Below are 14,883 nucleotides of genomic sequence, written 5' to 3' on the forward strand. Positions count from 1 at the left end.
AATTTCTGCTAATCTTCGTAAATTCGTAAATGTATTTATATATAATCATTCCTAGAGTATGCGCACATTAATTATTGATAATTATGACTCTTATACTTTTAATCTTTACCAGATGATTGCCGAGGTTAATGGAGAATTACCTTTGGTAATTTATAACGATCGCATTGACTGGGATGAATTAAAAGAAATAGCCTTTGATAATATTGTAATTTCTCCTGGGCCTGGTCGTCCCGAAAAAGCCGCAGATTTTGGTGTTTGCCGGCAGATAATTGAAAAAGCAGATGTACCTTTATTAGGTGTATGTCTCGGACATCAAGGAATTGGTTATTTATCTGGTGGTAAGGTGATTCATGCACCAGAAGTAAGACATGGAAGAATTAGCAAAATTTATCATCATAATTCCCCTTTATTCCAAGGTATTCCTCATGAATTTTCTGTCGTCCGCTATCACTCTTTATTAGTAGCTGATGAATTACCCGATTGTTTAGAAAAAATTGCTTGGACAGCAGAAGGATTGATAATGGGATTGCGCCATCGAGATTTACCTTTTTGGGGCGTGCAGTTTCATCCAGAATCTATCTGTACAGAATATGGACATATATTGCTCAAAAATTTTCGCGAAATTACGCGAGAATTTATGCAAAAATCATCGAGAAGTAAACAAAAACAATCTTGGTCAGGATATGGATCTGTAAGTTCTTTAATAAATGAATCACAGCCAAAACAATCGGCAAATTTTGCACTGTATACCCGCAAGTTAAATATCTGCCCAGATACAGAAAAAATATTTACACAGCTTTTTCAAAACGCAATCAATGCATTTTGGTTAGACAGTAGCCTTGTAGAAACTGGTCTTTCTCGATTTTCATTTATGGGTGATGGTAGTGGTATTAATAGTTTATTGGTGCGCTATCATACCCAAACACAAGAATTAATTATTGCCCAATCAGATACTATTATCCGGCGTCACGAAAGTATTTTTGATTATCTCAAGCGAGAACTAAATGAACGGCGTTGTCAATCTGATGAATTACCGTTTGATTTTAACTGTGGGTTTGTTGGTTATTTTGGCTATGAACTCAAAGCTGAATGTGGTTCTCAATTAGTACATTCTTCACCATTACCTGATGCTATTTTCTTACTTGCCGATCGCGCGATCGCTATCGACCATCAAGAAAATTGTGTATATTTGCTGCAATTAGTCAAACAAGGACAAACCCAACATGTAGAAACTTGGTTTGACAATATGCAACAACAACTGGAAAACCTTGCACCTCTGCCCCAGATTGTAGCCCAAGAACATCAACAACCCCTTGAATTCCGGTTGCATCGTCCTTACCAAACTTACATTCAAGATATTCATCAGTGCTTAGCAGAAATTCACGAAGGGGAAACCTATCAAGTTTGTCTGACAAATCAACTGCAAGCTGAAGGCAGTCCCGAACCCTTGAATTTCTACCGCACATTGCGTAAAATCAACCCTGCACCTTACTCCGCATTTTTACGCTTTGGCGATTTAGCGATCGCTTGTTCATCCCCTGAAAGATTTTTGCGCATCAATCGTCAAGGTTGGATAGAAACTAAGCCGATTAAGGGAACCCTACCGCGAGGCGAAACCCCCGAAGCCGATTTTTTATTACGCGAGAAGTTACGCCACAGCGAAAAAGATCGGGCGGAAAATCTCATGATTGTAGATTTGTTGCGCAATGATTTGGGTCGAGTTTGTGAAGTCGGTACTGTTCACGTACCCAAATTAATGGATGTAGAAACCTACGCCACAGTACATCAGTTAGTCACCACAATTCGCGGACATTTGCAATCGCACTTACAAGCCGTCGATTGTATCCGCGCCTCCTTCCCTGGCGGATCGATGACTGGTGCGCCAAAAATCCGCACCATGCAAATTATCGATCGCCTAGAACAACAAGCGCGGGGAGTTTATTCAGGCGCAATCGGTTTTTTAGGCTTGAATGGTGCAGCCGATTTAAATATTGTCATCCGCACAGCTGTTTTAACTCCCCAGCAAACCTCTATTGGTATCGGTGGCGGAATTGTCGCCCTTTCCGATCCAGAAATGGAATTCCAAGAAACCCTTCTCAAAGCCCAAGCTTTAATTCAAGCAATGGGGCATGGGGCATTGGGCATTGGGCATGGGGCATTGGGTCAGAGTCAATAGTCAACCATCAACCATCAAATTTTACGCAAAGTTATGTTAACTTTAGGTACCAAATGCGATAAGTTATGTATGGAAAGGTCAAGTAATTTCTAACTTGGTCTAGCTTAGATCTAGCAGTCCGCTATATTGTAAATATTCTGATTTTCCTCATCCCAAACAATGCCAGCAAGGTTGCAAATAAAAGCTGAAGATTGCTCACCTCTAGGACGATACATTCTTCAATATTTAGAAGAACAAGGTATCAGTATGAATCGTCTAGCGGATTTGTCTGGTGTGCCGCAACCCCGACTGCGAGGTGCTTGCTTTAAGGGAACTTGTCCAACGCCGGAAACCCTGAGAAAACTGGCGAGAGTCATGGGAAAACATCACCTGGAGCTGTATACCTTAGCCTACGAAGCCAGAATTGAGAAGCTTCCAGAAGAAGCCAATGATATTTCCTTGGATATTTTACTGCGGGATTTATTTGAAACTGCCAGAGAAATGGGGTTAACTGTGCCTAAAGTGCGTCCTTCCAAGGCAAAACTGCGTAAAGCATTGCTGGAACTGGGATTTCAAGCTGAAAATGATGAATGTGCTTGATTAAATGCGTAGAGGCGGAGAGATATCGCTTTCCAATCTACTCAGAAAAATAAAAATTACTGGAAAATAGCGTATGTCGTATCTTCAAGCAGGTGCGACATACGCTGTGCTTAAGTTATGAAATCGACTTACTTACGACGATAAGGAACGGATCTCTCAATATCGATATTTTGTACAGAGAGCTGCTGAGGAGCGTTACCTGTGGGGTTGATGCTCTTAGCCATATCCAAGAACAGAGCGGGGTTACCTGCTGTAGGCTTCCTTTCGGGTGGGGTAAAGCGGCGAACGCTGGTTTGCCAAATAACTTGTGGGAAGCCTAATTTAGCACGATGGTAAGCATCGTAGCGAGGAGACTTGATGTTGAAAGGTAGTTCTCCAGATGTTCTACCGGGTAATACGCGACGACGTTGGTAAGGTACTGTATCGTAGCCAAAAGCGTTGAGGTATTCATCGCTATTGAGTAGGTCGTCAACAAAGCCTTGAAGACCCTTTGTTGCTACCACAATTGACCAAGCAATCTTTTCCCGGTTGTCGTAAACATCACGACCGAGAACCCGCTGTACAGTTTGTTCTACAAAGCGATAGTTGCTGTTGAGGTCGTAGAAACTCCGCTTGTAGGTGTTAGATAACAGCAAGCCGCGAATGAAATCACGTACTGTAATCTGACCGCTGCGTAACTGGGACTCTAGATAACGTTCGCGATCGGCAGCAAACGCATGGAAAAATATCTGACGATAAGCTGCTTCGATCAGAATGTCTAAATCTGTTGGCGAAAGTAGATTTTCTGTTGAGAAGACCCGGGGTTGCTCATCTCCAGGAACTTCAAAGCTTGCTACCCGTTGGTTTTGAGAAATAGGGGAATATTCTAAAAGAGGAATTGCCACGAATACAAAATCTCCCTTTCCTTTATGAAATCTTACAAATTTCTCATAATCATAAAGGACAAGGGGGACATTATTCGATTTAGTTTAATAAAAATTACATAACTTAATTGAGACCTTCAGAAAGGCACAAACCGTTGCATTCACGGTCAATCATTCGCGTCTACCACGACCGCGGTAAGGTATAGCAGCAGCAGTAGGATGATCGATGCTAAAATTCAATGGCTCAATGTTGACAATTTTGCCACCTAGACGGTTAATGCGTTGCATTTCTTCATTCATCCGACTGTAGGGCACAGTAATAAATACGCTCCCACTATTACGAATGCCGAATTGGTAATTTTCAGTTGCAGAGGTTTGCCTTAAGCCGATAACTTCATAGCGAAATACTCGACTGGCAGATGTAGACAGGTGACTAACGCCTAGTTTAGTGTGACCAAACATTAATTCTATTATCTCCTGGAAATAAGTTTTGCGGAATAGCACTTACCGAAAAGCTAAAAGTTAAAACAAACACAAATGCAATTGCACTATTTATAATGCAAGTAAAGATTGATGGGATGTAGGAATTCAGTATATAACTGTAAACTCAATAAAGTACGTGATGAAAATCACTCGAAAACATTTTAGCCAAGAATGTCAAAATTGCAACTATAAAATCTCATAAGATCTCAAATCTTATGCTGGGGGAGATGAAGAGGTATGTGAATTTGATATTGGTAAGGTGACTGTGCAGATAGTACCAACTCCAACGGTACTAGCGATACTAATCCTACCGTGATGTAAGTCCACACATTTTTTGACTACGACTAATCCTAGTCCTGTACCGGGAATAGTGCGGACATTCTTACCACGATGGAACGGTTCAAACAACTGCTTTTGATCCTCTTGAGACATTCCAATTCCTGAATCCTGTACTGTGAGAATCATCTGGGCTGGCTGGAACTCTAAACTTAGATGTACAACTCCCCCTTGTGGAGAATACTTAATCGCATTGGAAAGTAAATTAGAGAGCATGGAGCGCAATAACTTTTCATCCATGCAAACAAAGACGGATTTTCCCTGACAACTAAAAGTGAGATTGTGCTGACTACCTAAACTTTCGCGGATTTCGTCCAGATAATCCCGACAATATATTTCTAAATCTAAGGGTTGAGGATTAAATGCAAGTTTTCCGGTTTCGGCGCGATTGATAGTTAAAATATCATCGAGCAACTGCACCATATGCTTAACAGAATCTTGAATCCGGTGCAGGTTTCGCAGCCTTTTGGCGGAATTATCCCATTCATCTCGACAGTTTTCTAAGACTTGAGCTGCTGCTAAAGCCACACTTAGAGGTGTGCGAAATTCATGGGAAGCCATTGAAAAGAAACGAGTTTTGAGGGCGCTAAGTTCTTTTTCGCTTTCCAGCGCCAAGCGAATTTCGTCAAGTCGCTTTCTTTCGGTAATATCACGAGCGTTCACCATAATTCGCAGCGTGGCGACATTATCTACAAAGGGCTGGCTGATGGCTTCTAAGATGCGCCAAGAATTATCTTGATGACGATAGCGGAACTCAATGGGGCGGGTAAGTTCGAGATTGGGGATTGTATTCGTCAAGCGATCGCCACTGATAATGAAATCATCTGGATGAACTAATTCCATCACATTCTTGCCTACCAAATCCCCAACTGCATAACCTAGGATTTTTTGCACTGAGGGGCTAACGTAGCTAATGGTACCATCAGTCTCAAGAATCATAATGATATCCAAGGCGTTTTCGATTAGCGATCGCCACCGTTCTTCACTTTGACGCAGAGCCTGTTCTACCTGTTTGCGTCCTGTGGTATCGCGCTGCACAGCAATCCAATGGGTATACCAACCTTGATTATTAGCTACCGGGACAATGCTAAACTCATTCCAAAATTCCGTGCCATCTTTGCGATAATTGATTGCTTCCACGGTAACAGGTTCCCACCGAGAAAGAGCCAAGCGAATCTTTTGCAATTCCGCCCTATCAGTTTTCGGCCCCTGCAAAATTCGGGGAGTTTTACCTAACACCTCATGGGGTTGATAACCTGTGATGCGGGTAAAAGCTTCATTAACATAGAGAATGCGCGGCCCTGGTTCATCAATCGTCTCGGCTTCTGTAATCAAAATGGCATCGTTGGTATTTAGCACCACAGATTGCAGCAACCGTACCTGCTCAGCTTGGCGCTTTTGTTCGGTAATATCAGCAATTACCGCCACAACACCGTTAATCTGTTCCTCAGTATCTAGTAGGGGCGCAGCCGAAAACACGATATCAATGGAAGTACCATCTTTTTTCTCTTGGCGAAATTCTAATTGAGAATAGGTTTTGCCCTGTAAGACGCTCTGTTGTAGGGCGGGATCATCTTCTAAACTGATGGGATTGGGGCGATTAAGTATCTCGGCTTCAGTCCAACCAAACATTTGCTCGGCGGCTGGATTCCAAATTTTAACTTTTCCTTGGCGATCCAACATGACAATGGCACGGGGGGAAGCTTTAATCAAGGCTTGTAAGGTGTCATTGGTGTGACGCAAAGCTATTTCTGTGCGCTGACGTTCGGCAATTTCTGCCCGCAAAGAACTGTTGGCGATCGCTAATTCGGCGGTGCGTTGTTGTACCCGCAATTCTAGCTGGGTGTTGAGTTGCTGGAGTTGATTATACAATTGTGATTGTTGAATGGCGATCGCTACTTGCGTCGCTAGTTGGGTCATCAGTTCTACTTCCCAAGCTTCCCATTGGCGCGGCTGACTGCACTGATGGGCAATTAGTAATCCCCAAAGATAGGGCACAGAATCCGAATTTTCCTGACGATTTTCTTGGATAATTGGCACTACCAATTTTGCCTTGACGCCAAATTGCTGGACGAAGTCTACCAAACAAGGCTGGATATCTGCCTGCTCAACATTAGTAATAGTGCGGGTTTTCCCTAGAGAGTAGGCTTGATGGTACTGTTTGGGAAAAACTTCCTCAGGAAATACATGCCCTAAAACCCTAGGATATGGCGCTAAAGCTGTTTCGTGAATCGCGCTACCAGTGCCATCATTCCATAAACGATAGATGAGGACGCGATCGGCTACTAGAAAACTTTGGACTTGGGCTACCGTCGTCGCTAACACCTGATCAACATCCAAAGATTGTCTTATTTGCTGGGCGATTTGATTCACCAACCGTTCGCGATCGCTTTGTTGTCGCAACAAAATCTCTGCCCGCTGACGCTGCAAAATTTGCCGATGCAATAGATAGTAGATACCCAAAAGCAACAAAATACTCAATCCCACACCAACACCATAAAGGCTCAGAACATTGGCAATATCAGTAACACCAAACTGCATCAGGGAAAGCATCGCAACATCAAGCTAAATGGTAGCTGCATTTCTATTATCAAGGAAATAGCCCAACCAAAGGACTCTTTTCTCCGTTATCCTCCTTACCTCATCCCCAGATTAAGTTGTTCATTTCATAAAAGAAGATCAACAGGGTAATCAATACCATCAACAAAGCGATCGTCGTAAATGTGTTAGTCCAGTTAGCGCGATTGACGAATTTATAGACAGTAAACTGCTCAAACTGGTCAAAAAGCCCTGTAGGTAAGGAACGGATAGGATAGAAAGGAACAGGAAGTTGATTGCGATACTCAACACCATAACGCGCCATCCGGGCAAAGGGTAATTCTCCTTGAGTACGTTGTGGGAGGATGCGGCGACGTTGATAAGGAACGGTATCATACCCGAAGTTACTGAGGTATTCTTCGGAATTGAGTAAGTCATCAATAAAGCCTAGTAATCCTTTGGTAGCCAGGACAATTGACCAAGCAAGTTTTTCGCGATCGCTATAAACATTCCGACCTAAAAGCCGCTGAATACAAATTTCGGCAAACCGATAGTTATTGTTACTGTCGTAGGTAAGTCGGCGAAAGGAATCAGATATTACCAATCCCCGAATAAAGTCTCTGACTGTAATTTGACCAGCCCGCAACTGCGACTCTAAAAATCGTTGACGATGGCTCTCTAGCATCTGTTGCTCGTTATAAACCTGACGGTAGGATGCCAAAATCAACATATCCATCTCCGCAGCCCCTAGGAGATTATCGGTTGTATAAATCTTCGGTTGTTCATCACCAGGAATTTCAAACCCCTCTACTCGATGATTTCCAGACAAGGGTGCATACTCTAACAGCGGAATTGACATAAGCATTCTCCAGTCATATTTGTTGCGCAAATCTCGTCCGAAAACTGCCGCATTTAATCCAGTATTCTTTTAAGTCATGGTGAGGAGTGTGCAAACTGGCTCTAACTCGATACAGAATGACTTGACGATGAGCGCCAATCCAAAATTTGCCAATTGAGTTTACAGAAATTACCGTTCCCCCTAAGGCTGCAATACATGCACTAAATCGTTCCAGCGCCGTGTAGTCTACAGTCTCAAAGATAAAAAAGTTTCTTGAACAAATTAGATGGCGACTGCGAATCCAGCTTTGCAACTTTTTTTCGGCAGTGGATGGTACTATGCCAACGGAAGCGATCGCGAGACTCATACCATTTGGGATTGTAGATTTTGCGAAAAGTTGAGCCAGTGCGTTGTCAGGGTTTCTCCCTGTTTGAATTGAGGATTGCTTGTGGTATTCGGGCTAGATAAATCCATTTGTCGCCATCATTTTTCCAATTGGTATAACAAAGCCGATGGGAGGATTTATACCAATTCAAAATTAAGCAAGCCGAATGTCACCAGGGCTTGTGAGTTAAGATGTTTGCCCTCTTTTCCAGAATTGGTATCACTTCGTCCTCAAGGCCTCTGAAACTAGATGATTGCATACCGCCAGTAAGGAAACTGGTGAGAAAACGGTAAAGAAATCGGAAAGAATTACCAAAATTAATAATTATTAATATTTTGTTTTAATTATTAAAAGATAGGAGTCGCAAAATATGATATTTTTTGACTTCTATTGCCAATCAAAACAACTAACAACTGACACGCAAAGCGCAGTAAAATTGTGGAGGGGATCTCAGGTCAAAAGACGCAAAGTTATCAAAGATATTGCCATTTTTTATGAGGATTCTCCTAGTTGAAGATGATGTGCGCCTTGCAGAAACCTTGGCAGAAGCCCTAACCGACCAACTTTATGTAGTCGATGTTGTTCATGATGGAGAAGCCGGGTGGGATCAAGCCAAAGCCCTAGATTATGATTTGCTGTTGCTGGATGTGATGCTACCAGAATTGGATGGCATGAGTCTTTGTCAGCGTTTGCGATCGCATGGTTATAATTGGCCGATTCTCATGCTTACCGCCTGTGACACCATCAACGATGAAATCAACGGGCTAGATATGGGAGCAGATGACTATGTAGTTAAACCTGTTGATTTACAAAAACTATTTGCACGAATTCGCGCTTTGTTGCGTCGAGGGGGCGTGACATCGCCACCAATCCTGGAATGGGGCGACTTGCGTCTCAATCCCAGCACTTATGAAGTCAGCTACGGACAAACTCCCATCCATTTAACACCCAAAGAATACGGAATCTTAGAGTTGCTGTTACGCAATGGTCGCCGCGTTCTCAGTCGTCGTGTAATGATTGAACATGTTTGGGCGTTAGAATCCCCACCAGAAGAACATGTAGTCAAGGTGCATATCCGCAGTTTACGCCAAAAACTCAAAGCAGCAGGCGCAAATGAAGACTTGATAGAGACAGTTCATAGCATGGGCTATCGCCTCAATCAACATAATTACTAAACCACATCTATTTTCCCACTCCTAGCTTTTTCAATATTAGGCTTTATTCCCAATTTTTTTAATTTTCCCTGTATCCTTGAAAAAAACTTCAGTTCACAACTTGAACAAGTTTTAATTCTTTCTCATTGGGGAGATTTTCTAAACTATTCTCCAGTCCTAACTCAATAGATTTGCTATCAACTATTTTGTCTTTTCCAAGAGAAGTAATTATTTAAATCCCTGCTACTAGCCAGATAAATAGCAACAATAGCGCTGAGAACAGCCATAATCAAACTGCCGACAATAAGAACAGTAGAGAGCCGAGAACTAAGAGCTATCACCATTGCAATCAGAATTACAGTCAAAAAACTACAAATGCTCATCATGAGCCATTTTGCCCATTTTTTCCCCTGTATAACAAAGTACATGACAACAATGGTAAATAAAATGCGCCCAATAGCCCATCGATCGCGTGCAATTATGACTAGCGTAGCATCTAGTATACAAAGCACCACAAACATAACGATTAATGTATTTCGGGCTTTTAAGGCAGATTGCTCGATTTGCTCCATGAGTTTTGTAATGATTTTATGGCATGAATAATTACTATTTATTTTGCAATAAATTGACGTACTAAGTTAAGCATTCAGAAATAATATAGCCATCCTAAGTGATTTGTGAAATATTACAAGCAGGGTTGTTGACTGTGAACGGTTAACAGTCAACAGTCAACAGTCAAAACCGATATTTTTCGCAACTGAAATAGGATTGCTATATGCAAATTTTAATTTTCAGAAACGGGAATTTCGGATTTAGTACTAGGAATAAATTATCTTGCTATCAGGAAATTTTAAATTGAAAATTGGAAATTCACAGTAGAAATTAAAATAGATTTCTCTGATCAAAAGACGCACGCAAAGTGAGCCAATCTATTTGCAGAAAAAATCCAAAAATTCTCTGTGTCCATAGAAAATCCGAAATTCCAAATGTCAAATTATCAAATTAACTGACTGATTACCACTCCTCTGTAAAAGAGTAGTCTACTGAATTAGCAACTGCGATCGCTGGTTGTTCCAGTTGCGTTGGTTTTGTTATCTGACTATCTTCAGAGAAATTTTGCCTTTGAGGCTGGGGTAATGAGGATAGGGATTCAACTTTTGAGACTTGAGTATGGGAAGGTGATAAGGTGACATGGTTAATCTTGCCACCAAGGCGATTAATGCTTTGAATCGTTTGAGAAAGACAACTATAAGGAATTGTCTTTGTGTACTTAGCCTTCCGCATCAACTCTCGATGACAGCCCCCTGTCACTTCAATTGTTACTTGGCGACTGCTATAGTCACTGAAATCGCCAGAATCGGTGCTTGTGGTTGCCATACAGATCACCTTGAAATTCGATGCTGTAAGCAACTTATCATCAACCGGAATCGACCGACAACCGAAGGATTTAGTAAAAGTTTTGTAGTTTATCGGTTGACGGTTGACTGTTGGCTGTTGACTGTTGGCTGTTGACGGTTGACTGTTGGCTGTGGTTACTTAGCTTGTCGGAGTTTGATGCTTAACAATAGCAATAAAATCTTGTTTTACTTAGAAGTCTCTAAAAACGCTAGACATAATATATCTGCGCGATCGCACTTTTAAGTTCAGCCATCAGTAAGGCGTTCCGTCTTTGTGGACGAACTTCCACTTTCCCTCCACCAGCAAAGCTTGGAGATCGTCATCGGGATATTGTCCTTCATCTGGCGCAGTTCTATCACCCACTTCGAGGTAAACAACATCCTCAGCAGTCTCGTTAATCAAATGGTGAGCGTTACCAGTCCCCGCTTTGAAGCCCGCACACATTCCTGGAGAAAGTACGGTACGACCTTCATCAGTATGTAGCGTTGGATACCCCTGCAAAATGTAGATGAACTCATCTTGCTTGGTATGTGCATGACGGAGAGAGGAAACAGCATGAGGTGCTAAGCGGGTGAGATTGACACCGAAGTTAGTCAGCCCAAACAGATCGCCAAGGGGATGTTTTTCCCTACCCTGCATCCGCGAAGCAAATGGTTCGGGATAGTTGGAGGGCTTAGTCCTTGCAGGTACCTCAGCTGCATTGATGGCGATCGGCCTTGTGTCTTCTGACATACACGCTTTGGAAAGGGGATAAAAGCTAACTATTTATTATACGGAGTGGTGCGCGATCGCTTATTGCTTAAATATGTCCATTAGTGCGATCGTCTAATTTAAGTACCTACGCATAATTATTTAGATATTTTTCAATACAGGTGGTAGATTTGTCCAAAATTCAACTTACAGTTTCAAACCCCTGGCAAAATGCTAGGGGTTTTAGAAAAAAGATGCTTATGCAAAGATAGAGGAGGTATTGATACTAGCAGCTTGACGCTCTAAGCGCAGATCGGACTCAAACACCATCTCTTCAGGTTTGTACAGCATTTTTATTTTGTTACCATCAACTTTGATCGCGGTGGAAAACTTAATTGAACGTTGATCGGGAATAGTAAACAGCCGATCTTTTCCTCTAGCTAACTCGCGAATAAATAACTTAATTCCTTTAGTACGGTTAGATGGGCGTCGATAAAACGATTGCATTCGTCGCCAAAGTTTAGGAAAAATAGGTGGTAATGTTGAAAGATCAGGAGGAATATCTACTTCAAAACCATCGATAGAGCGATCGCCAGACCAAATTTCTCGATTTGCGGCTCGTGCTTCCTCAGTTGCAGCCACCATCTCATCGCGCAACTCTTTATAAAGGGTTTCATAAAACATCGGGTAGACATGACCCTCTTGAAGCAACTTGTAGTTGATGCTTTGACGCAGCAAGTCAGCTTGAAGTTTATTCCCTCTACCGCTGTTGTCCCAATCTGGTGGATCGCCAGTAAACACAAAACAAACTGGTCGTCCATTACCATCAGCATGGCTAGATAAAATATATCCAGGCAAGTTTGATTGCTCGCCTCCTAGTAATTCGATATTCCGTTGAGTCGCATTGCTAGAGAAGGGTTTAATTGCTGCTTTTTCCAAAGCATCGATACCCTCATAGCGAAGCTGAACTTGTCCGCCACTTTTGAATTGAATTCGACCTTCTAATTGATCAAACAATGTATCATCCTCTGCCTGAAACCTAACTGAATCTCCATCAGGAAACCCACTGGTCGGGTCAAAAGTTCCTCTAATCAGCACAAACGGCATAATTTTATCCTTTGTCGGGAAAAGTTAAATGGATTAATCACAGATACAATTACTAGCAATGTAATTCCTTGCAAAATATACTCATTACACTTACCTGTCAGGGAAATGTAGGTAGTTCACGAGAATTCTCCATTGGTTGCTGCATCAATGAAAATCTTACTTGTGGAAGATGACGATATCTTAATTAAAGTCCTAAACAAAAATCTGGCAACCCATCACTATGTTGTAGATGTTGTCAAAGATGGAGAAATGGGTTGGACTTATGGCTCAACTTTTGAATATGACTTGATCGTCCTGGATATCATGCTGCCAAAATTAGACGGCATCAGCTTATGCAAGCGTCTCCGGACACAAGGATATACTGTGCCGATTTTATTACTCACGGCTCAAGATAACATTACCGCCAAAGTGCAGGGATTGGATGCGGGCGCAGATGACTATGTGGTTAAACCGTTCGACCCCATAGAACTGATCGCCAGAATTCGGGCATTGCTGAGGCGCGGAAGTAATAATCCTTTCCCTTTACTAACTTGGGGAGATTTGCTGCTCAATCCCAGCACCTGTGAAGTGAGTTACAATGGTCGTCCCTTAAACCTGACCACAATGGAATATGATTTGCTGGAAGTTTTACTGCGGAACTGCCAGCATGTGTTTAGCACAGAAGAACTTCTCGATCGATTATGGTCTTCGGAAGAATTTCCTTCTGAGGCAACAGTACGTTCTCATATCCGGCGGGTAAGGCACAAGTTAGTTGCGGCTGGTGCACCCCATGATTTTATCGCCACTATGCATGGAAGGGGCTATTATCTCAAAGCCACAAATACGGAAGAATCAACCGCGCGATCGCCAACATCTCATGCGAGTAATCCTATAGATGAGGCGGAAATTGATGTATCTTTAGAAACCTTAAGCGATTCCCCAAAATATAGCCCTCCTGCCGATTCACAACAACAATATCTGGCTTTCCTCAACGAAACTTGGAAAACGACAAAAGCGAAAATCCTCGACCAAATTATAGTTTTGTTACAAACTGTCAGGGATTTACAAACAAATCAACTCAAACCCCAAAAACAAGTACAGGCGCAACAAGTGTCTCACAAACTGGCAGGTACTCTGGGAATCTTTGGCTTGAACAAGACAGTACAAATCGCCCGGCAGTTAGAGTACTGGTTGGGTGGTCGAGAACCGTTACAACCGAAACACGCACCATTGATGAAAACACTGGTGATGGCGCTCCAACAGGAGATTGAGCAGACTACAATAATTCAGATGTCTCAGGTTCCTAATGGACAATCACCGCTATTACTGATTGTCAGTTCGGACAACGATTTTAATCAATCTTTAGCAGCTGTGGCAGCAACGCGGGGAATTCGCATTGAAATTGCGCCACTGCTGGATATGGCTAAAGCTTTGCTGACAACTGAGTCACTCTTTGATGCTGTCGGTCAAAATCCTGATGTTGTTTTGTTGCGGTTACCGACAATTTCATCGACATCGGCAGTTATGGACGGATCGACTCTCCCAGGAACTAACTTTTGGGAAATATTGCAGATACTAGCACAGCGTTATCCTGAGTTGCCAATTGTGGTTATGAGCGATCGCAGTGAATTAAGCGATCGCCTGGAAGTAATGCGAAGGGGTGGAAAACTGTTTTTAGCAGCACCAATTCCTCCCGAACAAGTGATTGACACAGCTGTAAACTTGCTGCGCGGTTCTGAAATCACCAAAAAGGTAATGATTCTCGATGATGATCGCGAATGGTTACGCACCCTCCCCACTTTGCTAAAACCTTGGGGATTTAAAGTCACAACCCTTGCCGATCCGCAACAATTTTGGACAGTACTGCAAGCAGTCACTCCCGATGCCCTAGTTTTAGATGTCAACATGCCACAAATCAGCGGATTTGAACTCTGCCAAATTCTCCGCAGCGATCCTCATTGGCAGCGCTTACCTGTATTATTTCTGAGCGTGCTTACAGACTCCGCCAGTCAGAATCAAGCTTTTACTGTTGGTGCGGATGATTATCTATGTAAACCTGTTAAAGGAGTAGAACTAGCTAACCGCATTCTGCGACGCTTACAAAGAGTTAAGGCTTGGGCAGGTTGATTTTGGGCATTGGGCATGGGGCATTGGGCATGGGGCATTGGGCATTGGGCATGGGGCATGGGGCATTGGTTTGTTCACCTTCTGTTGCTGAACCCATTGATGGAAGGGCGGCCAGTTGTTGGTAAAACCAACGCATGGGAAAATACTTTTGGTCGCTGACTCGCCTGAATGACCATGAGACCTGTTGAGGTACTCGGCAGAGATTAGGGTAGAGAACTGTAAGCTAATAC

The 14,883-nt window shown here is 42.6% G+C and carries 14 protein-coding genes; 4 read left to right on the top strand and 10 right to left on the bottom strand.

Going from position 1 to position 14,883, the window contains the following annotated elements; translation table 11 throughout:
* Positions 1-58 precede the first annotated feature (58 nt).
* Together pabB and H6G41_RS16615 are read left to right on the top strand one after the other, a co-directional pair.
* Complete coding sequence (pabB, locus tag H6G41_RS16610; RefSeq protein ID WP_190747294.1) at positions 59-2,176, top strand: aminodeoxychorismate synthase component I; 2,118 nt, start codon at positions 59-61, stop codon at positions 2,174-2,176.
* Between the two features lie 159 nt (positions 2,177-2,335).
* Positions 2,336-2,755 (top strand): helix-turn-helix transcriptional regulator, encoded by a 420-nt coding sequence (locus tag H6G41_RS16615; protein ID WP_190747295.1) that lies wholly within the window; start codon positions 2,336-2,338, stop codon positions 2,753-2,755.
* Between the two features lie 128 nt (positions 2,756-2,883).
* Here the strand turns inward: H6G41_RS16615 and H6G41_RS16620 are convergent, their stop codons facing one another.
* From H6G41_RS16620 to H6G41_RS16640, 5 genes are all read right to left on the bottom strand, one after another.
* Positions 2,884-3,639, bottom strand: a complete 756-nt coding sequence (locus H6G41_RS16620; protein WP_190747296.1) for a phycobilisome rod-core linker polypeptide — start codon at positions 3,637-3,639, stop codon at positions 2,884-2,886.
* A gap of 150 nt (positions 3,640-3,789) precedes the next feature.
* A complete protein-coding gene (locus H6G41_RS16625; protein WP_190747297.1) occupies positions 3,790-4,080 on the bottom strand; it encodes a phycobilisome linker polypeptide in 291 nt (96 codons plus the stop codon).
* A gap of 234 nt (positions 4,081-4,314) precedes the next feature.
* On the bottom strand, positions 4,315-6,990 hold the full coding sequence (locus H6G41_RS16630; protein WP_190747298.1) for a PAS domain S-box protein: 2,676 nt from the start codon (positions 6,988-6,990) through the stop codon (positions 4,315-4,317).
* A gap of 88 nt (positions 6,991-7,078) precedes the next feature.
* Positions 7,079-7,834, bottom strand: a complete 756-nt coding sequence (locus tag H6G41_RS16635) for a phycobilisome rod-core linker polypeptide (RefSeq protein ID WP_190747299.1) — start codon at positions 7,832-7,834, stop codon at positions 7,079-7,081.
* 13 nt (positions 7,835-7,847) lie between these two features.
* Complete coding sequence (locus H6G41_RS16640) at positions 7,848-8,180, bottom strand: CpeR family transcriptional regulator (protein ID WP_190747300.1); 333 nt, start codon at positions 8,178-8,180, stop codon at positions 7,848-7,850.
* A 512-nt stretch (positions 8,181-8,692) separates the two neighbouring features.
* Here H6G41_RS16640 and H6G41_RS16645 point away from each other — a divergent pair.
* Positions 8,693-9,373: a response regulator transcription factor gene (locus tag H6G41_RS16645; protein ID WP_190747301.1), complete on the top strand. Its 681-nt coding sequence runs from the start codon at positions 8,693-8,695 to the stop codon at positions 9,371-9,373.
* A 176-nt stretch (positions 9,374-9,549) separates the two neighbouring features.
* On the opposite strand, the gene H6G41_RS16650 is transcribed toward H6G41_RS16645, so the two are convergent.
* From H6G41_RS16650 to H6G41_RS16665, 4 genes are all read right to left on the bottom strand, one after another.
* Positions 9,550-9,924: a hypothetical protein gene (locus H6G41_RS16650; protein WP_190747302.1), complete on the bottom strand. Its 375-nt coding sequence runs from the start codon at positions 9,922-9,924 to the stop codon at positions 9,550-9,552.
* A 442-nt stretch (positions 9,925-10,366) separates the two neighbouring features.
* Positions 10,367-10,729 (bottom strand): phycobilisome linker polypeptide, encoded by a 363-nt coding sequence (locus H6G41_RS16655; RefSeq protein ID WP_190747303.1) that lies wholly within the window; start codon positions 10,727-10,729, stop codon positions 10,367-10,369.
* Positions 10,730-11,002: 273 nt separating this feature from the next.
* Positions 11,003-11,482, bottom strand: a complete 480-nt coding sequence (locus H6G41_RS16660) for a cupin domain-containing protein (RefSeq protein ID WP_190747304.1) — start codon at positions 11,480-11,482, stop codon at positions 11,003-11,005.
* A gap of 216 nt (positions 11,483-11,698) precedes the next feature.
* On the bottom strand, positions 11,699-12,547 hold the full coding sequence (locus tag H6G41_RS16665) for a thermonuclease family protein (RefSeq protein WP_190747305.1): 849 nt from the start codon (positions 12,545-12,547) through the stop codon (positions 11,699-11,701).
* Between the two features lie 147 nt (positions 12,548-12,694).
* On the opposite strand from H6G41_RS16665, the gene H6G41_RS16670 reads away from it, so the two are divergent.
* Complete coding sequence (locus tag H6G41_RS16670; protein WP_190747306.1) at positions 12,695-14,653, top strand: response regulator; 1,959 nt, start codon at positions 12,695-12,697, stop codon at positions 14,651-14,653.
* Here H6G41_RS16670 and H6G41_RS16675 read toward each other — a convergent pair.
* Positions 14,634-14,789, bottom strand: a complete 156-nt coding sequence (locus H6G41_RS16675; RefSeq protein WP_190747307.1) for a histidine kinase — start codon at positions 14,787-14,789, stop codon at positions 14,634-14,636. The genes H6G41_RS16670 and H6G41_RS16675 overlap by 20 nt on opposite strands.
* Positions 14,790-14,883: the final 94 nt, after the last annotated feature.

This window comes from Tolypothrix sp. FACHB-123 (assembly GCF_014697075.1).
Classification (GTDB): domain Bacteria; phylum Cyanobacteriota; class Cyanobacteriia; order Cyanobacteriales; family Nostocaceae; genus Aulosira.

Bases quoted from the DNA above. Each gene is read 5' to 3' on its own strand.
- pabB (WP_190747294.1), top strand. From the start codon at position 59: ATGCGCACATTAATTATTGATAATTATGACTCTTATACTTTTAATCTT.
- H6G41_RS16615 (WP_190747295.1), top strand. From the start codon at position 2,336: ATGCCAGCAAGGTTGCAAATAAAAGCTGAAGATTGCTCACCTCTAGGA.
- H6G41_RS16625 (WP_190747297.1), bottom strand. From the start codon at position 4,080: ATGTTTGGTCACACTAAACTAGGCGTTAGTCACCTGTCTACATCTGCC.
- H6G41_RS16630 (WP_190747298.1), bottom strand. From the start codon at position 6,990: ATGCTTTCCCTGATGCAGTTTGGTGTTACTGATATTGCCAATGTTCTG.
- H6G41_RS16635 (WP_190747299.1), bottom strand. From the start codon at position 7,834: ATGTCAATTCCGCTGTTAGAGTATGCACCCTTGTCTGGAAATCATCGA.
- H6G41_RS16640 (WP_190747300.1), bottom strand. From the start codon at position 8,180: ATGAGTCTCGCGATCGCTTCCGTTGGCATAGTACCATCCACTGCCGAA.
- H6G41_RS16645 (WP_190747301.1), top strand. From the start codon at position 8,693: ATGAGGATTCTCCTAGTTGAAGATGATGTGCGCCTTGCAGAAACCTTG.
- H6G41_RS16650 (WP_190747302.1), bottom strand. From the start codon at position 9,924: ATGGAGCAAATCGAGCAATCTGCCTTAAAAGCCCGAAATACATTAATC.
- H6G41_RS16655 (WP_190747303.1), bottom strand. From the start codon at position 10,729: ATGGCAACCACAAGCACCGATTCTGGCGATTTCAGTGACTATAGCAGT.
- H6G41_RS16660 (WP_190747304.1), bottom strand. From the start codon at position 11,482: ATGTCAGAAGACACAAGGCCGATCGCCATCAATGCAGCTGAGGTACCT.
- H6G41_RS16665 (WP_190747305.1), bottom strand. From the start codon at position 12,547: ATGCCGTTTGTGCTGATTAGAGGAACTTTTGACCCGACCAGTGGGTTT.
- H6G41_RS16670 (WP_190747306.1), top strand. From the start codon at position 12,695: ATGAAAATCTTACTTGTGGAAGATGACGATATCTTAATTAAAGTCCTA.
- H6G41_RS16675 (WP_190747307.1), bottom strand. From the start codon at position 14,789: ATGCGTTGGTTTTACCAACAACTGGCCGCCCTTCCATCAATGGGTTCA.